Genomic DNA, 21,818 nt, shown 5'->3' with positions numbered 1-21,818 from the left:
GCAGTTGATCGCGGGCGCCCCGGCCCGTTGCATGGTCACCGCACCCATCAGAAGCTCTCCGGCTCGGCCGGCACGGCCTTGGTGACGATCTGCGTCTTGACGTCGAGGTCGGGCTCCACGCCCTTGAGGCGCAGCGTCTGCTGCACCACCTGGCTGAACACGGGGCCGGCCACGGCACCGCCGAAGTACTGGCCGTTGGTGGGCTCGTCCACCATCACGGCCACGATCACGCGCGGCTTGTCCACCGGCGCCAGGCCCACGAACCAGGAGCGGTACTTGTTGCTCGCGTAACCGCGGCCTTCCTGCTTGTGCGCCGTGCCGCTCTTGCCGCCGGTGGAGTAGCCGATGACCTGCGCCTGCGGCGCGGTGCCGCCGGGGGCGGTGACGAGCTGCAGCATCTTGCGCACCTGCTGCGCGGTCTGCACCTTGAACACGCGCGTGCCCGGCTGCGGCGCGTCCTGCTTGAACATGGACACGGGAATGACCTCGCCGTCGCGCGCAAACGCCGTGTAGGCCTGCGCGATCTGCAGCAGCGAGGCCGAGAGGCCGTAGCCGTAGGCCATGGTGGCCTGCTCGATGGGCTTCCAGCTCTTCCAGGGGCGCAGCCGCCCGGTGACGGCGCCGGGGAACTTGAGCTGCGGCTTCTGGCCGAAGCCCACGCTGGAGTACAGCTCCCACATCTCCTTGGGCGGCATCTGCATGGCCAGCCGCGCCGAGCCGATGTTGCTGGACTTCTGTATCACCTCGGAGACGGTGAGCACGGGGTGCGGGTGCGCGTCGCGTATGGCGGTGCCGCTCACCACCAGGGTGCCCGGGCCGGTGACCACGGGCGTGTCGGGGCGCACGCGGCCGGTCTCCAGCGACTGGCCGATGATGAAGGGCTTCATCGTCGAGCCGGGCTCGAAGGTGTCGGTGAGCGCGCGGTTGCGCAACTGGTTGCCGGTGAGCTTGCTGCGGTCGCCCGGGTCGTAGCTGGGGTAGTTGGCCAGCGCCAGCACCTCGCCGGTCTGCACGTCGATGACCACCACGCTGCCGGCCTTGGCCTTGTTGTCCACCACGGCGTCGCGGATGCGCTGGTAGGCGAAGAACTGCACCTTGGCGTCTATGGACAGCGCAATGTCGCGGCCGTTGACGGGGTCGAGCTGCTGGCCCACGTCCTCGATGACGCGGCCCAGCCGGTCCTTGACCACCTCGCGCGAGCCGTTCTTGCCCTGCAGCTCGCGCTGGAAGGCCAGCTCTATGCCCTCCTGCCCGGTCTGCTCCATGCCGGTGAAGCCCACCACGTGCGCGGCGGCCTCGCCCTCGGGGTAGCGGCGCTTGAACTCCGAGACCTGGTGCACGCCCTTGAGGTTGAGCGCCTTGATCTGCTCCCAGGTCTCGTCGTCGAGCTGGCGGCGCAGCCACACGAAGTTGTTGTTCTCGGCCAGGCGCTTGTCCAGGTCGGACACGCCCATGCCCAGCAGCTTGGCCAGTTGGGCCTTCTGCGCGGGGCTGGCCTCGAAGTCCTTGGGGATGGCCCACACGGAGGGCGCGGCCACGCTGGTGGCCAGCAACGCGCCGTTGCGGTCCAGGATGCGGCCGCGGCTGGCGGGCATCTGCAGCGTGTGGACGTAGCGCTTCTCGCCCTGCTGCTGGAAGAAGTCGGTGCCGATGATCTGCACGTAGGCCGCGCGCGCCAGCAGCGCGGTGAAGCCCACGCCCACCAGCGCCACCAGGAAGCGCGAGCGCCACGGCGGCGTCTTGGAGGCCAGCAGCGGGCTGGTGGCGTAGTTGACGCTGCGCACGCTCACGGCGGCGCCGCGCGGGCCCGGACGCAATGCGCTCATCGCTGCGCCTCCGACGCGGCGGCGTCCACGTAGAAGGTCACCGCCGGCGTGGCGGTGCGCATGGCCAGGCGCTCGCGCGCGAGCTTCTCCACGCGGCCGGACGTGGCCTGCAGCTCGCGCTCGGCCTGCAGCCGCTTGAAGTCGCGCTCCAGCAGCCGCTGGTCGCTGCGGGCACGGTCCAGCGCGGTGTAGAGCTGCCGGCCCTCGTAGGCCGTCTTCACCAGGAACATGCAGCTGCCCACCAGCACGGCCAGCAGCAGGAAGTTCAGCCGCGTCATCGCCCCCTCCCCGCGGACTGCGCCGCGCGCGCGCCGCGCGCGGCACCGGCAGGCTGCAGCGGCGCGCCGGCGTCATAGGGCACGTCGGTGCGCTCGGCCACGCGCAGCACGGCCGAACGCGAGCGCGGATTGGCCGCCACCTCGGCCTCGGAGGGCCGGATGCGCTGCACCGCGCACAGCCGCGAAGGCGTGGGCGGCGCAAACGGGGCGCGGCGGTCCACCTCGGCACGGCTTTCGCGCGCCATGAAGGTCTTGACGATGCGGTCTTCCAGCGAATGGAAGCTGATCACCGCCAGCCGCCCGCCCGGGGCCAGCAGCGCCAGCGCCGCGCTCAGGCCCTGCTCCAGCTCCTGGAGCTCGCCGTTGACGTGAATCCGAAGAGCTTGAAAGGTGCGTGTGGCGGGGTCCTGCCCCGGCTCGCGGGTCTTGACCGCACGAGCCACGAGGTCGGACAGCTCGGAGGTGCGCTGCACGGGCTGGCCGCTTTCCCGGCGAGCCACAAGCGCCTTTGCAATCTGGAGAGCAAACCGTTCTTCGCCATAGTCGCGGATCACCTGTGCAATCTGGCGCTCGTCGGCGCGCGCAAGGAAGTCGGCCGCGCTCTCGCCGCGCGTGGGGTCCATGCGCATGTCAAGCGGGCCGTCGAAGCGGAAGCTGAAGCCGCGCTCCGGCGTGTCGATCTGCGGCGAGGACACGCCGATGTCCAGCAGCACGCCGTCCACGCGCGGCACGCCCAGCGCCGCCAGCACCTCGCCCATCGCGCCGAAGTTGGCGTGGTGTATGGAAAAGCGCGGGTCGGCTATGGCGGTGTCGCCACGGGTGGCCGCGGCCAGCGCCTCGGGGTCGCGGTCCAGCGCAATGAGCCGGGCGCCCGCGCCCAGCCGCTGCAGCAGCAGCCTCGAGTGACCACCACGGCCAAACGTGCCGTCCACGTAAATGCCGTCGGCCGCGCCCAGCACGGCATCGACGGTTTCATGCAGCAGCACCGTTTGGTGCTGCCCGGGAAGAGAAGAGCGCATCACGCGACAAAATCCTGGATCGCCGCCGGCATTTCAGAGCCCATGACCTGCGCCTCGTGCGCCGCAAGGCGCGCGCGGTCCCACAGCTCCAGACGCGAGCCCATGCCGATGAGCATCACGTCACGCACCAGCCCGGCGGCCTCGCGCAGCTCCGGCGCCACGAGTACCCGCGAGGCGCCATCCATGTCCACGTCCAGCGCGTTGCCCAGGAACACACGACGCCACCCGTCAGCCGCCATCGGCAACTGCAGCAACTTGTCGCGGAACTGTTCCCACGCCTGGCGCGGAAACATGAGCAGGCAACCCGCCGGACTCTTGGTGAGGGTCAGCTGGCCGCCTGACAGGTTCATCAATGCGTCGCGATGACGTGCGGGAACAGTAAGGCGCCCCTTACCGTCCAGCGTCAGCGCCGCAGGACCCTGGAAGACATGACCAACCACAACACCCCACTTCCAACCACTTTTCCCCACTGTACCGGACTGGCACACCCCGGTCAACTTTGTCGGCCGAAAAAATTCAATGAAATCAATAAGTTAGACGTGGAAGTGAATCTCGTTTGAGAGTAAAAAAGTGCTGCAGAAATAAGGACTTGCGCCCCCCAATGAAAGTGAATGCTGAGCTGCCGGTGGGGTTTTGAGCCCAAAGGGGGCCTTTCGACAGTTCACGTTCCGGCCACAAGGTCAGGAACAGGGCTTGCCGCCTGCTGGAAGACGACTGCCTTCAGGAGGAAACCATGACAGACGCCCACAACCGCGAGCAGGAGGCCAAGCGCCTGGAAGGCCAGGGCCGGCAGGCCGAGGACAAGGTGCCCACCTACCAGGAGCTGCTGGACGAGGCGGTGGACGAGACCTTCCCCGCCAGCGACCCCATTTCGCCCAGCGCGGCCATGCATGCCGACCGCAAGATCGCCACCGGCAAGGACAGCCACGACTGGACGCTGCAGCCCGGGGCACACACGCCGCCCAAGGCCGAGGACGGGGACAAGAACGACCCGCCAGCCGCCGACAAGCGCTGAGCCCGGCTCGGGGGCGGCGACTGTAGCCGCTCGCGCGGCCCGTGTCCGCCGCCCTGTTCCCTTTGTCTTCAGCGCCAGCGCTCGGCCGGCACGGTGAAATTGAAACGCTCGCCCGGCCGCAGCACCTGCACCTTGTCCTGCAGCCCGGCGGCGCGCGCCGCGGCGAGGAAGTCCTCCAGCGAAGACTTGAAGACCGGGTAGTCGTCGTTGTGTATGGGAATGGCGCGCTTGGGCTCAATGAGCTGCAGGGCCTGCACGCCCTGCTGCGCGTCCATGGTCAGCAGCACGCCGAACAGCCGCGTGCCCCCCAGGTGCAGCAACGCCAAGTCGATGTCCGGGTAGCGCTTGGGAATCTCGGCCAGCTCGTCATAAACCAGCGTGTCGCCGCTGATGTAGAGCCGCCAGGCCGGCGTGCCCCCTGGGGCCAGCAGCTCCACCAGGCTGCCCATGGTTTGCGGCAGGGCCGCGTGCACCACCGGTGGCCCATGGCGCGCTGGCATGGCGGTGATGCGCAGCCGCGCCGCGCCCTTCTCCAGCTCTATGGCCTGCCAGGTCGCCAGCCCGTGCAGCGATCTGAAACCCCGCTCCGCCAGCTGGCGCACCGCGTGCGGCGTGCTGATGACGGGCAGCAGCTTGTCGAGCCTGCGCTCGGCCACCTCGTCGAAATGGTCGCCGTGGTAGTGCGACAGCAGCACCGCATCCAGCGGCGGCAGTTGCTCCACGTCCATGGCCGGATCGGTCAGCCGCGGCGAGTGGATGCCGTAACCCAGGTGCGCATGCTCGCCCTTGTGCAGGAAGTTGGGGTCGGTCAGCAGCGTGAAAGGGCCGACGCGCAGCACCACCGTGGCCGTGCCGATGAACTGCACCGAGCCGCCGGGCACGCCGCCCGGCGCCGCGTCAACCGGCGCGGGCAGCGGCAATTTCAAAAGGGGCAGGCTTTCCTGCTGCTGTGGCCGCGGCTGCGCACGCAGCAGCGGGCTGGCCGCGCTCAACAGCAAGCCGCCGGCGGCGCGCAGCAGGGCTCGGCGCCGGCGCTGCAGGGCCCTGCGTACTTCTTCCATGTGGGCAGCGCGTGCAAGCGCCATTCCCAGTCTGCGACCTTGGGTGGGGAATGGCGCTTGCCGACACGGCTGTCGCCAACCACGTCGAGGAGACTGACCCATGAACACCACGTCCTCCAGCGATTCCAGCGGCAACCAGCGCGAGGCGCCCGCCTCCACCGGCGACCGCGCCCCCATGAACCCCGGCGACCAAGCCCCGCCCGGGACGCCCGGCACCGGCGAGGACGTCTGCCCGCGCTGCGGCGGCAGCGGCCGGCTCGGCGCCAGTGACTGTCCGGAGTGCGGCGGCAGCGGCAAGGTCAACGTCGGCATAGGCGGCGCCTGAGCCGCGGGCGCGGCAAGGCCGGCAGGCCCATGGACGACGTCGAATCCCCGTTCGACTGCGACGCCGCCGTCATAGGCGGCGGCCCGGGCGGGCTCACCGGGGCCATCTACCTGGCCCGCTTCAAGCGCAGCGTGCACGTGCTGGACGCCGGCCACAGCCGCGCCGCCAGGATCCCGCGCAGCCACAACATGCCCGGCTACCCGCAGGGCGTGGCGGGCACGGCGCTCATCGAAGCCATGCGCGAGCAGGCGCGGCGCTACGGAGCCGTGCTGGAAACCGCCTGCGTGCACCGCCTGCAGCGCGTGGACGGCGGTTTTGCCTTGCACTTCACCGGCGGGCGCGAGCCGCTGCGCTGCCGCCAGGTGCTGCTGGCCACGGGCGTGAGCGACAACGAGCCCGCCATGCCGCACCTGGCGCAGGCGCTGCGCGAAGGCACGCTGCGCTACTGCCCGGTGTGCGACGGCTTCGAGGTGATAGGCCACTCGGTGGGCGTGCTCACCGACCGCTGCGCCGGCGTGCGCGAGGCGCTGTACCTGCGCCACTTCAGCGAGCACGTGACGCTGTACTTCACCCAGCGCGTGGACGTGGCGACCGAGGACCGCCGGCGCCTGGCCGCCGCCGGCATCGCGCTGCAGGCCGCCCCCGTGCGCGCCCTGCGCCTGCGCGAAGGCGGCGGCGTGCTCATAGAGCACGAGGACGGCACCGACGAGCGCGACTCGCTCTACGCTGCGCTGGGCCTGCGCGTGCACTCCACGCTGGCCACGGCGCTGGGCGCCGACCATGACGAGGACGGCTACCTCCTCACCGACGCCCGCCAGCGCACCAGCATCGAGGGCCTGTACGCCGCCGGCGATGTGGCGCAAAGCCTCAACCAGATCACGGTGGCCGCGGGCGGCGCGGCCATCGCCGCCTCGGCCATGCACCGCGCACTGGGCCTGCCCGGCTGAAGCACGGGCACGGCGGTTGCCGAATGGCTCTGCCAAGCCGTGGCAAGCGTGCCGCGCGCAGCCGGGCCGGTCCAGGTCCTGTCCATGGAGCCAGGAGCCGACGCTGCCGGACGTCACGCGCCGCCCTGCGCCTGCCGCTGCCTCCGCTGCCCGGCTTGGCCCTGATTCGACGCCGGCGGCACCCAAAGCGGCTGCCGCAGCCCAACGCTTGAACCACCCGGGAACGACCACCTTGGAACAGAAATGGCCTGAAGTGCTGTGGATAGTCCGACACGGCCAGAGCGCCGGCAACGTGGCGCGCGACCACGCCGAATCCGCCGGGCTGCCGCTCATAGACATCGCCGAGCGCGACGTGGACGTGCCGCTGTCCGACCTGGGCCGCCAGCAGGCACAGGCGTTGGGCGACTGGTTCAAGGCGCTGCCCATGGAGCAGCGGCCCAACGTCGTCCTGTGCTCGCCCTACGTGCGCGCACGGCAGACGGCGCAACTGGTGCTGGAGGCCGCGGGCGTGGACCGCGAGGACGTGAGCTGGGTGGTGGACGAGCGGCTGCGCGAGAAGGAGTTCGGCCTGCTGGACCGCCTCACCCGCCACGGCATACGGCTGAAGTACCCCGAGCTCAGCGAGCAGCGCCGCCATGTCGGCAAGTTCTACTTCCGCCCGCCTGGGGGCGAGAGCTGGTGCGACGTCATCCTGCGCCTGCGCAGCCTGCTGGAGACGGTGGTGCGCGAGTACCGGCGCGAGCGCGTGCTCGTCGTGGCGCACCAGGTGGTGGTGAACTGCCTGCGCTACCTGCTGGAGCGCATGGACGAGGCGCAAATCCTGGACGTGGACCGCCAGGCCGACGTGCCCAACTGCGGCCTCACCCGTTACGCCTTCGATCCCACCCTGGGCCGCAACGGCCGCCTGGTGCTGCGCGAACTCAACTTCGTCTCGCCGCTGCGCCAGGCCGGCGCCCCCGTCACCGCCGAGCCGGACGTGCCGGCCGCACCCAAGTCCTAGCCCTGGTCTTGCCGGCCTCAAGGCGCCGCCCGCTTGCGCCGGCCGGCAGCGAAATTGCCGCTACCCGTCATTCCCGTTACAGACTCACGAGGCTTGATGGACCTGATCCCTGTTGACGACGACCTGCTGCGCGGCTGGCCCCTGGCGAAACCTTCGCCGCAGGGCGACAAGGAGGAGCGCGGCCGCACCGTGGTGGTGGGCGGCAGCGCCGAGATTCCGGGCGCGGCGCTGCTGGCCGGCACCGCCGCGTTGCGCGCGGGCGCGGGCAAGCTGACCGTGGTCACCGTGCAGCGCATGGCGCTGGCCATGGCGATGGCGCTGCCGGAGGCGCGCGTCATCGGCTTGCCTGAGACCGCGGGCGGCGGCCTGGACGCCTCGGGGGCGCAGTTGCTGGCGCCCATGGTGCCTCACACCAACGCCCTGCTCTACGGCCCGGGCCTGCAGGACGAGGCCGCTGCCCCGATGTTCGTGCAGACCTTGCTGCAGCACTTGCCGCCCACGTTGCCGCTGCTGCTGGACGCGCTGGGCCTGTGCGCGGCGCCGCACGTTGGGCAGCGCGAAGGAGGCCTGTTGATCACGCCGCATGCGGGCGAGATGGCCAAGCTCTGCGGCGAGTCCAAGGCCGACGTGCAGTCCGACCCCGCCCAATGCGCCATGGACACCGCGCAGCGCCTGCACGCCGTGGTGGTGCTCAAGGGCGCGACCACGCACATCGCCGTGCCGGACGGCCGCCTCTGGCGCCACGAGGGCGGCAATCCCGGCCTGGCCACCTCGGGGTCGGGCGACATCCTGGCCGGGCTCATCGCCGGGCTGGTGGCGCGCGGAACGCCCCTGGAGCAGGCGGCGGTGTGGGGCGTGGCGCTGCACGCGCGCGCGGGCGAGCAGCTCGCCGCGCGCATGGGCGGCCTGGGCTTTCTTGCGCGCGAGCTCTCGGCGGAGATTCCGCACCTCATGGACACGGGCACCTGAGGCCGCGCCGGAGCGCGCCGGGGTTTGGAGGCCGCTGCCGCGGCCTAGCGCACGCGCGCCATGCGCGCGTGCCTTGAATATGTTGTGAAGCAAGCCGATGGGCCGGATTCTGTGCAGCCGTGGCGCCCTTGCGGGCGCCGCGGCCGTGACCGCCATTCCTCTGGGCCGTGGATCGCTCGCACGGCTCGATGCCACCTACCCGCCGGCTCCGCGGAGCCACATCATCGCCGGCCTATTTGGTGTTGCTGCGCGTAGAGATTGCCCGTTTCACCCCGCGGGCCTTGCGGCTCGCGGACTCGTCTCTGTTGCTCTGATCCTCACCTCGCGGTGGACAGCCGTTAGCTGCTACGCTGCCCTGTGCAGTCCGGACCTTCCTCCAGTGCCGCCTTGCGGCGTGGTGCACCAGCGGCGGTCTGGCCTGCTTCACACCGACATTATCGCCGCATCAAGAACGGAGCTCCTACAGTGAAGGCCAACAACATCCTCGACACCATTGGCGCCACGCCGCACATCCGCATGCAGCGCCTCTTCGGCGACGCGGAAGTCTGGATCAAGTCCGAGCGCAGCAACCCCGGCGGCTCGGTCAAGGACCGCATCGCGCTGGCCATGGTCGAGGCGGCCGAGCGCGACGGGCTGCTCAAGCCCGGCGGCACCATCATCGAGCCCACGTCCGGCAACACCGGCATCGGCCTGGCCATGGTGGCGGCGGTCAAGGGCTACCAGCTGGTTCTGGTGATGCCCGACAGCATGAGCGTGGAGCGCCGCCGCCTGATGCTGGCCTATGGCGCCAAGTTCGAGCTCACGCCGCGCGAAAAGGGCATGAAGGGCTCCATCGCCCGCGCGCAGGAGCTGGTGGCCGCCACGCCCGGGAGCTGGATGCCGCAGCAGTTCGAGAACCCGGCCAACATCGACGTGCACGTGCGCACCACGGCGCAGGAAATCCTGGCCGACTTCCCCGAGGGCCTGGACGTGCTCATCACCGGCGTGGGCACGGGCGGCCACATCAGCGGCTGCGCGCAGGTGCTCAAGGCCCAGTGGCCCAAGCTGAAAGTGTTCGCGGTGGAGCCCAGCGCCTCGCCGGTGATCAGCGGCGGCCAGCCCTCGCCCCATCCCATCCAGGGCATTGGCGCGGGCTTCATCCCGGCCAACCTCAAGACCGAGCTGCTGGACGGCGTGATCCAGGTCGAGGCCGAGGCCGCGCGCGAGATGGCGCGCCGCTGCGCCCGCGAGGAAGGCATGCTGGTGGGCATCTCCAGCGGCGCCACGCTCAGCGCCATCGCGCAAAAGCTGCCTGAGCTGCCCGCGGGCAGCCGCGTGCTGGGGTTCAATTACGACACCGGCGAGCGCTACCTCTCCATCGAAGGCTTCCTGCCCACGGAGTGACGCTGCGCCCGCCCCGGCCCGCACGCGACCGGGGCGGCTTTCCCAACCCCCTCTCCGCCACGCCAAGCCGCCCTTGAAGACCACGCCACTCTTGCCTCTCGTTGCCGCGCCGAACCCGGCCGGCACACCGCCCCCGCCCGTGGCGGCCGCCCTGGTGCAGGCTCTGGCCGAGAGCGAGCTGCTGGTGGCGCTGTTCGACGCGTGCGACCAGCTCTGCTGGTGCAACCCGGCCTTCGCGCAGCGCTTCCTGGACGGGCTGGCGCTGCCCGTGCCCTTTGCCGAGCTGGTGCAGCACAACTCCCGGCGCGGCTTGGGCGTGCGCATCGACGGCGGCGACGTCGAAGCCTTTTTGCGCGACCGCCTCCCGCGCCGCCGGCGCCTGCCCTACCGCGCCTTCGAAGTGGACACCCTGGACGGCCGCTGGCTGCGCATGACGCACACGCTGCTGGAGTCGGGCTGGCTGCTGAGCGTGTCCACCGACATCACCGAGCTCAAGCAGGGCGAGCTGATGCTGCGCCGCGCCCAAGCGCAGGCTGAGCAGGATGCGCGCACCGACATGCTCACCGGCGCACCCAACCGGCGCCACGTGTTCGAGTACGGCCTGATGGCGTTGCAGTGCTGCGACTTGGCGGGCCAGCCCTGCAGCGTGGCCCTCATAGACCTGGACCACTTCAAGCGCATCAACGACGGCCACGGCCACGACATGGGCGACGCCGTGCTGCGCAGCCTCGCCGCGCAGGCGTTCGCCGTGCTGCGCAATGGCGACCTCTTCGGCCGCATTGGCGGCGAGGAATTCCTGCTGCTCACGCCCGGCGCGCGCCAGGAACAGGCGCTGGAGATCGTGGAGCGGCTGCGCTGCCAGCTGCAGCCGCTGATGCTGGACGGCGGCGCGCGGCTGCCCTTCAGCTTTTCCGCCGGCGTGGCCCAGGCCTTGAGCGGCGACAGCATGGACAGCCTCATCACCCGCGCCGACCGCGCCCTCTACCGCGCCAAGCTGGCAGGGCGCAACCGCACCGAGTCGGCCGACGCCGGCGACGGCAGCGGCCTGAACACCGCCTCGTCCTCGTAGAAGCCCGGCTGGGCGTTGGCCGCCCACCACGGCGGCACGCCCAGCACGGGCAGCGGCAGGAAGGGCCGCGGCTGCAGCACCTGCACGCCCGCGTCCAGCGCCCGCACGGCGCCGGCGGGCCACACATGGGCCGTGATGCCCTTGTAGGGCTGCACCAGTTGCTCCATCACGGCATGGCCGATGAGGCGCAGCCGGATCTCACCGCTCAGCCAGCGCCCGCGCTGCGCCACCAACAGCTCGCGCCAGCGCCGCGCGCGCAACAGCGCCACGGCGTCGGCCGGGGCGTCCAGCAGTGCGCCGCTTTCGTCCAGCAGCGTGAGCGCGTCGCGCAACGGGCTGCGCCGCGGCTGCACGCCCTCCACCGCCAGCACCTGCGCGTGCAGCTCGTTGAGCCTCAGTTTCAACGCCGGCTCCGCGAGCCACACCAAGCCGTTGAAGAAGTCGTGCAAATGGTCGCGCGTGGGCACGCAGGCGGTGCGGAAAATAAAACTTTCATACGCCTCGCCCGGCGGCAGCTCGGATTGCGGCACGAAGCGCAACGCTCCGGCGGCCAGCCGCACCTGCGCCCGCGCCGGCACGGCATTGAGCGCCTGCGCGACGCCCGCGCCGCCCAACACCGCGGCGCAGGCGGCCTGGCCGTGCGCGCGGTAGGGCACAAGCCAGGGGGCGTCCCAGTCAATGGCCTCGAAAGCCCCGCGCAGCGGCAAGCGCGCCACGGGCAGGCGCGTCCTGCGGGGTGGGCTCACGGCGTGCGGCGAACGCGGCGGCAGCGCCGGCTCAGGCCAGCTTCCAGTGCAGCACTTCGCCGGCGCACAGCGGCTTGAGGGCCGCGTCGCCGAAGGGCACGGTTTCCGGCAGCGTCCAGTCCTTGCGCACCAGGGTCACGGTGCCGCTGTTGCGCGGCAGGCCGTAGAAGTCGGGGCCGTGGACGCTGGCAAAGCCTTCGAGCTTGTCCAGCGCACCGGCGGCCTCGAATGCCTGGGCGTAGAGCTCCAGCGCGGAGAGCGCCGTGTAGCAGCCCGCGCAGCCGCTGGCGTGCTCTTTCAAATGCGCCGCGTGCGGGGCGCTGTCGGTGCCCAGGAAGAATTTCGCGCTGCCGGAGGTGGCGGCCTGCACCAGGGCTTGGCGGTGCTCCTCGCGCTTGAGGACCGGCAGGCAGTAGTAATGCGGGCGTATGCCGCCGGTGAAGATGGCGTTGCGGTTGTAGAGCAGGTGGTGCGCGGTGATGGTGGCGGCGGTGTGCCCGTCGGCCTGGGCCACGTACTGCGCGGCCTCGCGCGTGGTGATGTGCTCGAAGATGATCTTGAGCTCGGGGAAGTCGCGGCGCAGCGGGATGAGCACGCGGTCGATGAACACGGCCTCGCGGTCGAAGAGGTCGATGTCGGCGTTGGTGACCTCGCCGTGCACCAGCAGCTTCAGGCCCTCGCGCTGCATGGCTTCCAGCGTCGGGTAGGTGAGCTTGATGTCGGTGACGCCCGCGTCGCTGTTGGTGGTGGCGCCGGCCGGGTAGAGCTTGGCGGCGACGACGCCGGCGGCCTTGGCCTTGGCGATCTCGGCCGGGGGCAGCCGGTCGGTGAGGTACAGCGTCATCAGCGGCTCGAAGGCCACGCCCGCGGGCACCGCGGCGAGGATGCGCTCGCGGTAGGCCAGCGCCTGCTCGGCCGTGGTCACGGGCGGGCGCAGGTTGGGCATGATGATGGCGCGGCCGAACTGGCGCGCCGTGTGCGGGACGACGGACTGCAGCGCCGCGCCGTCGCGCACGTGCAGGTGCCAGTCGTCGGGGCGGGTGAGGGTCAGCGATTGCGGGGCATTCATGGGGCGGATTTTCTCATCCGGCCTCCATGGCCCCTGGCCAACCACTGCAGGGCTCCTTTTTGCTGCGTTGCAGGCGGCAGAATCCGCGACCTGAAAGTCATGCAGCCCCGTCGTCGTCGCATCGTCCAAAGCTTGGCCGCCGTATCCGTGTCCGGTACCTGGCCGGGCCTGGCGCACCCCGCCCCCGGCCAGCACAGCGCCGCGCCCATCCTCATCGGCATGGACGGCGAGTTCAGCCTGCAAAACAGCCGCTCGGCGCAGGCGGTGGAAATGGGCATCCGCTGCGCGCTCGACGAGATAGAGCGCCGCGGCGGCGTGTTGGGCGGGCGGCGCTTCGAACTGGTCACGCGCGACCACGGCTCCATCGCCGCGCGCGGCATCAGGAATTTGCGCGAGTTCGCCGCCATGCCGGGGCTGCTGGCCGTCTTCGCCGGGCGCTTCAGCCCCGTGGTGCTGGAGGAGATGGACCTCATACGCGAGAGCCGCACCCTGCTCATGGCGCCCTGGTCTTCGGCCGACGCCATCGTGGACAACGGCATGCGGCCCAACTACGTGTTCCGGCTGTCGCTGCGCGACAGCCTGGCCATGCCGCGGCTGCTGCAAAGCTGCGCCGCGCGCGGCCTCCACAGCGTTGGGCTGCTGCTGACCAACACCGGCTGGGGCCGCAGCAACCACGCCGCGGCGCGGGCCTGGAGCGCTGCCCACGCCACGCCGCGCGTCGTGGGCACGGCCTGGTACAACTTTCGCGACACCTCGCTCCTGGAGCCCTACCGCGCGCTGCTGGAGGCCGGCGCGCAGGCCATCGTGCTGGTGGCCAACGACGACGAGGCCGCCGTGCTGGTGCGCGAGATGGCCGCCCTGCCCGCGGCGCAGCGCGTGCCCCTCTTCAGCCACTGGGGCGTCTCCGGCGGCGACTTCGTCGGCCAAGCCGGGCCGGCGCTGTGGGAGGTGGACTTCAACGTCATCCAGACCTTCAGCTTCTTCCGCGCCCGCCCCGCGGCGTGGCGGCGCTTCGTGGCTGCGGCGCGGCCGCGCTACGGCATCGAGCGCCCCGAGCAGATCGCCGCGCCCGTGGGCGTGGCCCATGCGTACGACCTCATGCACATCCTGGCGCTGGCCGTGGAGCGCGCCGGCAGCGCCGAGCGCCCGCGCGTGCGCGACGCGCTGGAGCAGGTGCGCGACTACGACGGCCTGATCAAGCGCTACCCGCAACCCTTCACCCCCATGCGCCACGAGGCGCTGGACCAGAGCGACCTGCTGCTGGCGCGCTACCGCGCCGCCGACGGCGCGCTGGTGCCGGTGGACGCGGCGCGCAAGCCGTCGTGACGGGCCGCGCACGCACACCGGCGGCCACGCGCACCCGGCTGGCCACGCGCATCACGCTGGCGTCGGTGCTGGTGGCGCTGGCGACGGTGCTGCTGCTGGGCGCCGGCGCAGGCTGGCTGCTGTACCGCCAGCAGCAGCGCGGGCAGCAGGCCATCGCCATGCAGCTGCTGTCGGAGCAGGCGCGGCGCGTGGCCGACCGGCTGGACGCCGTGCGCGAGCGCATGCAGCAGGCCGCGGCCAGCAGCCTCATCGCCACCGCGCTGGTGGACAGTGCCGGCAAGGAGCTTTACCTGCTGCCCTACCTGCAGCAACTCGGCCAGGTGGGCGGCATGCCGGTGACCGTGCTGTTCGCGGACTTCGAGGGTCACCCCATCGCCGCCAGCCGCGGCGCCCGCTTCGACACGGCGCAGCTGCGCTGGCTGGCCGAGGCGGTGCCGCGCAGCCAGGCCGCCGCGTCGCTGTTCGGCAGCAGCGGGCAGGCCGAGCTGGCCTTCATCACCCTGGTGCGCTACGCCCGCACCGCGCAAGCCGAGGGCGCGCTGCTGGCCCGCATGCGCCTGGCCGAGCTGGTGCCGGATGGACGCTACGAGCTCGTCAGCGCGCAGGCCGGGGCGGCCGATGCCGCGCGGCCCGCCGTGCCCATTCCGGCGCACGCGCAGTTCGCCCCGCTTGGCCTGCAGGTGCGGCTCAAGGCCGGCGCGCAGGAGGCGCCGCCCGCGCACGACGGGACGCTGGCCCTGGTGCTGGCCATGCTGGCCATGGCGCTGCTGCTGGCGGCAGTGGCGGGCCGCTTTTTCGCGCGGCGGCTCACGCGCGACCTGGACACGCTGGTGGAGTGCGCCGGGCGCATGCAAAGCGACCGCTGGGCCGACCGCAGCGTGCGGCTGCCGCGCGCGCGCACCAGCGAGATAGACGCGCTCAACCAGCGCATCAACGCCATGCTCGACGAGCTGGAGCAGGCGCACCGCAGCCAGATGGAGGCCGAGCAGGCGCGCGCGGCACAGGCGCTGTCGGAGGCGGCCAGCCGCCAGAAGTCCCTTTTCATGACCCGCGTGAGCCACGAGCTGCGCACGCCGCTCAACGCCATCCTGGGCTTCACGGACCTGCTCTCGCACCGCACCGAGCTGGATGCGCGCCAGCGCGAGTGGCTGCACTACATCGCCAGCGCCGGGCAGCACCTGCTGGCGCTGGTCAACGACCTGCTGGACATCTCGCGCATAGAGAGCGGCGCCCTGGAGCTGCAGCTGGGTCCGGTGGACGTGGCCGAGGTGCTGGCCGCCGCGGCGCGCGACCTGGGCACGCTGGCGCAGCGGCACGAGGTGGCCGTGCAGGTGGACACCCTGCCCCCATCCACCTGCGTGCGCGCCGACGCCACGCGGCTGCGCCAAGTGGTGCAGAACCTGCTGTCCAACGCCATCAAGTACAACCGCCCCGGCGGCCAGGCGCGGCTGCGGGTGCTGGCCGCCGGCGAGGACGTGGACCTGCTGGTGGAGGACAACGGCCTGGGCATGGACGAGGCGCAGCTCGCGCAGCTCTTTCAACCCTTCAACCGCCTTGGGCGCGAGCGCAGCCGCGTGGAGGGCACGGGCATAGGCCTAGCGCTCACGCGCAGCCTGGTGGAAGCCATGCAAGGCAGCCTGCGGGTGGAAAGCCGCCCCGGCGAGGGCAGCCGCTTCACCGTCAGGCTGCCCAAGTGCGCAGCGCAGCCGGAGCGGGCCGAGACGTGAGGGCGAGGGCCGCGGCCGGTGGGCGTTTGGACACTCGCCCCGGCGGCGGCCCGCAGCCTCACTCCACCATCAAGTCCACCGCCTCCAGCGTCAGGCGGCGCGCGGCGGCCGCGCGGCCGCTGAGCCATTCCCGCAGGCGCTGCACGTCCAGCACCTGGATGAGCTGGCGGCCCTCGTCGGCCGTGAGCAGTTGCGTCACCAGCGGCGGCAGCATGTCGCCCGTCCAGGGTGCGTGCTGCGACTGCTCGGCCGTGAAGCTCCAGACGCCGTGCAGGTCCGACACCAGCAGGCCCAGCTCGAAGTTCTCGCCGCGCAGCACCACCACCTGGCCGCCGGCGGACAGCGTGGTGCCCGGCCCCCCCAGGAGCGCATCGAGGTCGAACACCGACACGTGGCGCGTCACCAGCCCGTCGCGGCGCAGCGCCAGCATGCCCACGCGGTGCGAGCTGCCCACCGAGGGCAGGCGATGCACCTGCGACGAAGGCTGCGCCTCCACCACCTGGTCCGCGCGCACGGCGAACAGCTCCTCGCCCAAGCAGAAAGTGGCGAACTCCTGCCCCGGCGCGCTGCCCTGGCGGCGCGAGGTGGTGAGCATCTGCGGCCGGCGCGCGGCGGCACGGCCCTCGCGCACCGGGCCCAGGGACTGCAGCGTCACGGCCAGCACCTGGTCGTCGTAGCCGTCGCACAGCTTGAACTCGCGGTAGCCGGGCGAGGCGCTCACGCCCAGCACCATGTACTGGCCGTCGCGCACCACGATGCGCGCGGCGCCCTGGCCGCGCGGGAGCTTGAGCATGTCCGGCGGCAGCCCGTCGAAGCGCCCGCCCACGGCCAGCGCCGCGTCGCTGGCGCACAGCACGCGGCCCTCGCGGTCCACAAAGGCGGCCTGCTCGTCGCCCTGCCCGGCCAGCGCGCCGCGCAGCATGGCTTCGAGCTGCGGCGCGGTGTCGAACACGATGCCTATGCCGCCGAGCGCCTCGCCGCCCCGCGGCGCGCGTATGGCGGCGTGGTAGACCCAGGTGGGCTGACCGCCGTAGAGCGCGCTTGGGCGCAGCGGGGTGACGTGGTAGTGCTGCTGGTCCGGCAGCGACAGCACGGCCGAGAGGGTGTCGGGCTCGATGCGGCTGCCCACCACGCCGCCGCCGTGCGCGTCCATCGAGTGGCTGGAGGCGATGATGCGGCCGCTGCGGTCGTACACCACCAGCCGCGTGTAGACGGTGTAGAGCCCGTTGATGTGGCGCAGCACGCGCGTGGCCTCGTCGGCGCGCGCACGCTCGCTGCCCGCGGCCAGCGCGGCGGCCAGCTCAGGCGCCAGCGCCCACCAGCGGCAGTCGTTGGCGCGCTCGTACAGGTTGCGGTCCAGCAGCTCCACCAGCCACTGCGCAGTGAAGCGCGCCGAGCTCAGCCGCGCGGCCAGTGCCGTGTCGGCCAGCTCGCGTATGGAGCGCGAGAACAGCGCGTCGCTGCGCGAGCCGTTGTCGGTGATCTGCTCCAGCACCGTGCGCAGCGCACGCTCGTCGCGCTGCTGCGCCGGGGCCATCACCTGCCCGTTCCAGACCACGCGGCGCACGGCGTCGGCGGCCACGATGATGTCGTGCAGCGGCGGGCAAAAGCCCGCCGAGTGGCTCAGCAGCCCGTCCACCACGGCCTCCTCCAGCCCGTCGAGCACGCCCGCGCGCGCGGTGTCGAAGGCCAGGTCCAGCGGCACCATGGTCTGCGCCTTCCAGCCCGGCGGGCCGGCGTAGCCCTGGTAGCCCTCGGCGGCAAAGGTCTGCACCAGGTACTTGCGCCCGCTCCAGGTGCGCAGCGACACCTCCTCGCCCGCGCTCACCGGCACCTGCAGGCCGATGGGCATCCAGGCCGGCTCGGCGCTGGCGATGATGCGATCCTCGCCGTCGAGCACCACCAGGTTGGCGCGCCCGTTGCGCGTGTGGCGCGAGGCGAAGATACCCGCCATCTCCGTGGCGAAGCCGAACACCAGGCACAGCACGCCCGCGGGCTGCCCGCTGCTGGGGTGCAGCACGCGCTGCGAATACACCAGCGCCGGCTGCATGCCCGGCTGCAGCTTGGAGGGGCCGAAGCTCTCCACGTAGCCCTCGGCCTGCAGCGTGCGCGCCACCAGATCGTGGTCACCGTGCGTGAAGCCCTCGGCGCTGCCCGCGGCGGCCCTCACGCGGCCCTCGGTGTCCAGCAGCGCAATGGCGTCGTAGACGGTGTACTTGGCGCGATAGGCGCGCAGCCGCCCCGTCACGCCCTCGGCGTCCCTCTCCCCCGTGCCGGCCAGGAACTCGCGCAGCACCTGGTCGGTGGCCAGGAAGCCCACGTCGGCCGTGCGCTCGTAGAGGTTGCGCACCAGCGCGTCAATGGTGTGCCGCGCGGGCGTGCCCACCTCCACCATCAGGTTGGCCACCTTTTGCCGTGCGAAGCTGGCAATGAGATCGCGCTCCAGCGACTCGAACCCCTGGCGCGTGGCTGCCAGCATGGACAGCAGGCCCTGCGTGCCGTCCGGGCACGTCATGCGCGCCGTGGCTTCAATCAGGCGCCACATCAGGCTGATGTCGCGCAACGACGCTTCGCAGCTCACGACGTCGCGCATGTGCGGCAGGCATTCTTCGAAATTCATCACTTGGCGCGTCCCGTAAAACATGAACAACAGTCTTACGGTTCGCAACGTGCGTGCCATAGGCACAGGAGCCGCATCATGGGTGCATTTACTTACAGATGCACCACTAAGGGTCTTGACCGAGCACGACGCTGGGGCATTGGCGCACGCGAGCGAAGCAAGGAGCGCGGCAACGCTGGAGGGCATGGGGGAACCGGCGTGGCTCCGAGGAAGGTCGTCGCCACGGGCCGCCTCGCATGTGGGGACATGCGCGGCGGCCCGTGGCGCGCCTGTGGCGCTTCCCCAGGGCAGCAGGCGGGCGGCGCGCCTGTGCTCCCTCCCGGGTCCAGTCAGACCAGCCAACGGTCCGCGGCGCTGGCGGTTGACCCCGACAGCCCTGGGACAAACGCCCTTGACCCGGACGATGTTTTGGGTGTGACGGCGGTGCGGCGCGAAGCCCGCAGGCCGCGCCGGGTTTCAGTGGGGGCAGCCGCCTGAGCCGGCCATGGGCGCGACCAGCGCAGTGCGCTCGGCGAATTCCTGCAGCGGGGGCGAGCCCGGCATGCCGGCCATGACGCAGCCGTCCGGCGTCATGGCCACGCTCACGCCGCGGCAGTGCAGCTCCACCAGCTCGCCGCAGGCGTTGTAGGCAAAACGCAAATGCCCCCCGTCCATGAAGCGCACGCTGTGCGAGACCAAGCCCGCGGTGCGCAGCACCTCATGGCTGTGCACCTCGCACAGGTTGGCCAGGCTGACGCTGGTGACCATGGGCAACTCGGCCACCACTTGGGCGTTGGTGCGCACGAAGTGGGCGCCCCAGGGCGTGGCCGGCGGCTGCTGCGGGTCCGGCGGCTGCGTGGCGTCGCTCTCGAACAAGGACCAGGACTGCTGCGGGCGCTGCTGCATGGCGTTTCCTCCTTCGTGGCTGAAGGACTTCACTGGCCGTGATGGGCCGGGCCGGCGGTCGGCGATGGCAGGTCATGAAGGTTCGTCGAGCGACGTCCCGGCGTCAGGGTCTGGCGCCGTTGCCCTCGGGGGCCGCCACGCGGCGTGGCGGCGGCGGGCGAACTGCTCGGCACGGGATTGATTCCCTCACATGCGGGGCATGGGCTCCATGGGAGCTTGCGCCCGGCCGAGCCGGTCAAATCCTCCCAAGTCGGGGTGCGCTGCGGGTTTGCACGCTTGCGGCTGGGAGGGCGGCCTGGGCGGCGGCCTTGGGCACGAGGCCACCGCCCTCGTCCCTCAGTGCTGCAGGATCTTGGAGAGGAATTCCTTGGCCCGCGGCGAGCGCGCGTCGGGGTTGCCGAAGAACTCCTGCTTGGCGCAGTCCTCGATGATGCGGCCCTGGTCCATGAAGATCACGCGGTGGCTGACCTTGCGGGCGAAGCCCATCTCGTGCGTCACGCACATCATGGTCATGCCCTCGTTGGCGAGCTGCACCATCACGTCCAGCACCTCGCCCACCATCTCCGGGTCCAGCGCGGAGGTGGGCTCGTCGAACAGCATGACGATGGGGTCCATCGACAGCGCGCGGGCGATGGCCACGCGCTGCTGCTGGCCGCCGGAGAGCTGGCCGGGGAACTTGTCCTTGTGCGCCATCAGGCCCACGCGGTCCAGCATCTTCAGGCCGCGCTTGAGGGCGTCGTCCTTGTTGCGGCCCAGCACCTTGATCTGCGCCAGCGTGAGGTTCTCCGTCACCGACAGGTGGGGAAACAGCTCGAAGTGCTGGAACACCATGCCCACGTGGCTGCGCAGCTTGGGCAGGTCAGTTTTCGGGTCGGCGATGCTCACGCCGTTGACGACGATGTCACCCTTCTGGACGGGCTCCAGCGCGTTGACGGTCTTGATGAGCGTGGACTTGCCGGAGCCCGACGGGCCGCAGACGACCACGACCTCGCCCTTTTGGATGCTGGTGGTGCAGTCGGTGAGCACCTGGAAGCTGCCGTACCACTTGCTAACGTTCTTGATGTCTATCATGAGGTTGCCCCCTCAACGGATGATGGCGATCTTCTTCTGCAGCCGCCGCACGAGCATGGACAGGCTGAAGCAGATCACGAAGTAGACGACCGCGGCGACCAGGTAGGTCTCGACGGGCCGGTTGAAGTTCTTGCCGGCGACCTCTAAACCCTTGAGCAGGTCGTAGGCGCCGATGGCGTAGACCAGCGAGGTGTCCTGGAACAGGATGATGGTCTGCGTGAGCAGCACCGGCAGCATGTTGCGAAAGGCTTGCGGCAGGACCACGAGCTGCATGGTCTGGCGGTAGCTCATGCCCATGGCGTAGCCCGCGTAGACCTGGCCCTTGGGCACGCTCTGTATGCCCGCGCGCATGATCTCGGAGTAGTACGCGGCCTCGAACACCGTGAAGGTGATGGTGGCCGAGAGCTCCGCGCCCAGCGGGCGTCCCGTGAGCAGCGGGATGAGCAGGAAGAACCACAGGATGACCATCACCAGCGGTATGGAGCGCAGCGTGTCCACGTAGAGCTGCGCCGGGATCTGCAGCCACTTGTGGCTGGAGAGCCGCATCATCGCCAGCAGCGTGCCCAGCAGGATGCCGCCGACCATGGCCACCACCGTGAGCTGCAGCGAGAACAGGAAGCCCTTGGCGACGAAGCCGGTGATGACGTCCCAGCTCAGGAAGGAGAAGTCGAGGTTGAGCATGTCAGCGCGCTCCCGCCTGCGTGCCCGGGATGTGCAGCCGGCGCTCGATGAAGATGGCGATGCGGTTGACCAGCAGCGCCGAGACGAAGTAGAGCGCCGTCACCGCCAGGTAGATCTCCACGCCGCGCGAGGTCTCCTCCTGCGCCTGCATGGCGAACATGGTCAGCTCGGCGATCGAGACCGCAAAGGCCACGGCCGAGTTCTTGATGATGTTCATGCTCTCGCTGGTCAGCGGCGGGATGACGATGCGAAACGCCATGGGCAGCAGCACGTAGCGGTAGGTCTGCGCCAGCGTCAGGCCCAGCGCCAGCCCCGCGTAGCGCTGCCCGCGCGGCAGCGCCTGTATGCCCGCCCTCACCTGCTCGGACACGCGCGCCGAGGTGAAGAAGCCCAGCGCGAACACCACCAGGACGAAGCTCGGGAAGGCGCGCAACGGCGGCAGCAGCGCCGGCACCACGTGGTACCAGAGGAAGATCTGCACCAGCAGCGGAATGTTGCGAAACAGCTCCGTCCACGCGTTGCCCAGCAGCACCAGCGCGCGGCTGGGCGTGGTGCGCAGGATGCCGACGAGCGAGCCCACCACCAGCGCCACCACCAGCGCCAGCAGCGCCACCGAGAGCGTCCAGCCCCAGGCCGAGAGCATCCAGTCGAGGTAGGTGATGTTGCCGTCGCTGCCGAAGCAGCTCGGCACGGCCTCGCCCTCTATGGTGTCGCGGCAGAACACCTGCCAATCCCATGCCATGCGTTCTTCTCCTTCTTCGGCGCCTGCGCGGCGCGCATGAAAAAGGCGCGGGCAACGCT

The 21,818-nt window shown here is 70.9% G+C and carries 21 protein-coding genes and 1 other RNA gene; 9 read left to right on the top strand and 13 right to left on the bottom strand.

The genetic code is table 11. The features are described from left to right. Positions 1 to 47 precede the first annotated feature (47 nt). The 4 genes from SM757_RS02860 to mraZ are packed head-to-tail and all read right to left on the bottom strand — an operon-like array spanning position 48 to position 3,563. Complete coding sequence (locus tag SM757_RS02860; protein WP_322464297.1) at positions 48 to 1,826, bottom strand: peptidoglycan D,D-transpeptidase FtsI family protein; 1,779 nt, start codon at positions 1,824 to 1,826, stop codon at positions 48 to 50. After that, positions 1,823 to 2,104, bottom strand: a complete 282-nt coding sequence (gene ftsL / locus SM757_RS02855; protein WP_066331657.1) for a cell division protein FtsL — start codon at positions 2,102 to 2,104, stop codon at positions 1,823 to 1,825. Before ftsL ends, SM757_RS02860 begins: the two co-directional genes overlap by 4 nt. After that, the gene (gene rsmH, locus SM757_RS02850; RefSeq protein ID WP_084267150.1) at positions 2,101 to 3,123 is read right to left on the bottom strand and encodes a 16S rRNA (cytosine(1402)-N(4))-methyltransferase RsmH; all 1,023 of its coding nucleotides are present in this window, start codon (positions 3,121 to 3,123) and stop codon (positions 2,101 to 2,103) included. Before rsmH ends, ftsL begins: the two co-directional genes overlap by 4 nt. Continuing rightward, positions 3,123 to 3,563 carry a division/cell wall cluster transcriptional repressor MraZ gene (gene mraZ, locus SM757_RS02845; RefSeq protein ID WP_066331655.1) on the bottom strand — a complete coding sequence of 147 codons (441 nt, stop codon included), beginning with the start codon at positions 3,561 to 3,563 and terminating at the stop codon, positions 3,123 to 3,125. The genes rsmH and mraZ overlap by 1 nt, the downstream gene beginning before the upstream one ends. A 293-nt stretch (positions 3,564 to 3,856) precedes the next feature. On the opposite strand from mraZ, the gene SM757_RS02840 reads away from it, so the two are divergent. Further along, positions 3,857 to 4,138 carry a hypothetical protein gene (locus SM757_RS02840; protein WP_066331653.1) on the top strand — a complete coding sequence of 94 codons (282 nt, stop codon included), beginning with the start codon at positions 3,857 to 3,859 and terminating at the stop codon, positions 4,136 to 4,138. Between the two features lie 68 nt (positions 4,139 to 4,206). Here the strand turns inward: SM757_RS02840 and SM757_RS02835 are convergent, their stop codons facing one another. Beyond that, positions 4,207 to 5,199: an MBL fold metallo-hydrolase gene (locus SM757_RS02835; protein WP_322464296.1), complete on the bottom strand. Its 993-nt coding sequence runs from the start codon at positions 5,197 to 5,199 to the stop codon at positions 4,207 to 4,209. Positions 5,200 to 5,299: 100 nt separating this feature from the next. Between SM757_RS02835 and SM757_RS02830 the strand changes: the two genes are divergently transcribed. The 4 genes from SM757_RS02830 to SM757_RS02815 all read left to right on the top strand — a co-directional run bounded on the left by SM757_RS02830 (position 5,300) and on the right by SM757_RS02815 (position 8,440). Next, entirely contained in the window at positions 5,300 to 5,524 is a 225-nt protein-coding gene (locus SM757_RS02830) for a hypothetical protein (protein WP_066331650.1), read from the top strand. Between the two features lie 29 nt (positions 5,525 to 5,553). Then, a complete protein-coding gene (locus tag SM757_RS02825; RefSeq protein ID WP_322464295.1) occupies positions 5,554 to 6,471 on the top strand; it encodes an NAD(P)/FAD-dependent oxidoreductase in 918 nt (305 codons plus the stop codon). A gap of 232 nt (positions 6,472 to 6,703) precedes the next feature. Next, positions 6,704 to 7,471 carry a histidine phosphatase family protein gene (locus tag SM757_RS02820; protein ID WP_066331646.1) on the top strand — a complete coding sequence of 256 codons (768 nt, stop codon included), beginning with the start codon at positions 6,704 to 6,706 and terminating at the stop codon, positions 7,469 to 7,471. A gap of 96 nt (positions 7,472 to 7,567) precedes the next feature. Beyond that, positions 7,568 to 8,440 carry an NAD(P)H-hydrate dehydratase gene (locus SM757_RS02815; protein WP_157118721.1) on the top strand — a complete coding sequence of 291 codons (873 nt, stop codon included), beginning with the start codon at positions 7,568 to 7,570 and terminating at the stop codon, positions 8,438 to 8,440. Positions 8,441 to 8,522: 82 nt separating this feature from the next. Here SM757_RS02815 and rnpB read toward each other — a convergent pair. Beyond that, positions 8,523 to 8,865: RNase P RNA component class A (gene rnpB, locus SM757_RS02810), an RNA gene on the bottom strand. Between the two features lie 40 nt (positions 8,866 to 8,905). On the opposite strand from rnpB, the gene cysK reads away from it, so the two are divergent. Beyond that, the gene (cysK, locus tag SM757_RS02805) at positions 8,906 to 9,823 is read left to right on the top strand and encodes a cysteine synthase A (protein WP_066331639.1); all 918 of its coding nucleotides are present in this window, start codon (positions 8,906 to 8,908) and stop codon (positions 9,821 to 9,823) included. A gap of 91 nt (positions 9,824 to 9,914) precedes the next feature. Next, complete coding sequence (locus SM757_RS02800) at positions 9,915 to 10,892, top strand: GGDEF domain-containing protein (protein ID WP_157118720.1); 978 nt, start codon at positions 9,915 to 9,917, stop codon at positions 10,890 to 10,892. Here the strand turns inward: SM757_RS02800 and SM757_RS02795 are convergent. Then, positions 10,805 to 11,614: a DUF3025 domain-containing protein gene (locus SM757_RS02795; protein ID WP_407655734.1), complete on the bottom strand. Its 810-nt coding sequence runs from the start codon at positions 11,612 to 11,614 to the stop codon at positions 10,805 to 10,807. The two genes, SM757_RS02800 and SM757_RS02795, sit on opposite strands and share 88 nt — an antisense overlap. Positions 11,615 to 11,669: 55 nt before the next feature. Further along, complete coding sequence (gene pyrC / locus SM757_RS02790) at positions 11,670 to 12,707, bottom strand: dihydroorotase (RefSeq protein ID WP_322464294.1); 1,038 nt, start codon at positions 12,705 to 12,707, stop codon at positions 11,670 to 11,672. A 99-nt stretch (positions 12,708 to 12,806) separates the two neighbouring features. On the opposite strand from pyrC, the gene SM757_RS02785 reads away from it, so the two are divergent. Together SM757_RS02785 and SM757_RS02780 are read left to right on the top strand one after the other, a co-directional pair. Beyond that, positions 12,807 to 14,033: an ABC transporter substrate-binding protein gene (locus tag SM757_RS02785; protein ID WP_322464293.1), complete on the top strand. Its 1,227-nt coding sequence runs from the start codon at positions 12,807 to 12,809 to the stop codon at positions 14,031 to 14,033. Then, the gene (locus SM757_RS02780; RefSeq protein ID WP_322464292.1) at positions 14,030 to 15,760 is read left to right on the top strand and encodes a sensor histidine kinase; all 1,731 of its coding nucleotides are present in this window, start codon (positions 14,030 to 14,032) and stop codon (positions 15,758 to 15,760) included. The genes SM757_RS02785 and SM757_RS02780 overlap by 4 nt, the downstream gene beginning before the upstream one ends. Before the next feature lie 58 nt (positions 15,761 to 15,818). Here SM757_RS02780 and SM757_RS02775 read toward each other — a convergent pair whose 3' ends face one another. From SM757_RS02775 to SM757_RS02755, 5 genes are all read right to left on the bottom strand, one after another. After that, positions 15,819 to 18,380: a chemotaxis protein CheW gene (locus SM757_RS02775; protein ID WP_322464291.1), complete on the bottom strand. Its 2,562-nt coding sequence runs from the start codon at positions 18,378 to 18,380 to the stop codon at positions 15,819 to 15,821. A 456-nt stretch (positions 18,381 to 18,836) separates the two neighbouring features. Continuing rightward, the gene (locus SM757_RS02770; protein WP_322464290.1) at positions 18,837 to 19,265 is read right to left on the bottom strand and encodes a hypothetical protein; all 429 of its coding nucleotides are present in this window, start codon (positions 19,263 to 19,265) and stop codon (positions 18,837 to 18,839) included. A gap of 336 nt (positions 19,266 to 19,601) precedes the next feature. Further along, on the bottom strand, positions 19,602 to 20,336 hold the full coding sequence (locus SM757_RS02765; protein WP_322464289.1) for an amino acid ABC transporter ATP-binding protein: 735 nt from the start codon (positions 20,334 to 20,336) through the stop codon (positions 19,602 to 19,604). Between the two features lie 12 nt (positions 20,337 to 20,348). Continuing rightward, entirely contained in the window at positions 20,349 to 21,017 is a 669-nt protein-coding gene (locus SM757_RS02760) for an amino acid ABC transporter permease (protein WP_322464288.1), read from the bottom strand. A 1-nt stretch (position 21,018) separates the two neighbouring features. Then, positions 21,019 to 21,759 (bottom strand): amino acid ABC transporter permease, encoded by a 741-nt coding sequence (locus tag SM757_RS02755; protein ID WP_066331973.1) that lies wholly within the window; start codon positions 21,757 to 21,759, stop codon positions 21,019 to 21,021. Positions 21,760 to 21,818 lie beyond the last annotated feature (59 nt).

The organism is Azohydromonas lata (assembly GCF_034427735.1).
Taxonomy (GTDB): Bacteria; Pseudomonadota; Gammaproteobacteria; order Burkholderiales; family Burkholderiaceae_C; genus Azohydromonas; species Azohydromonas lata.
This window is presented reverse-complemented; position numbering and strand designations above follow the sequence as displayed.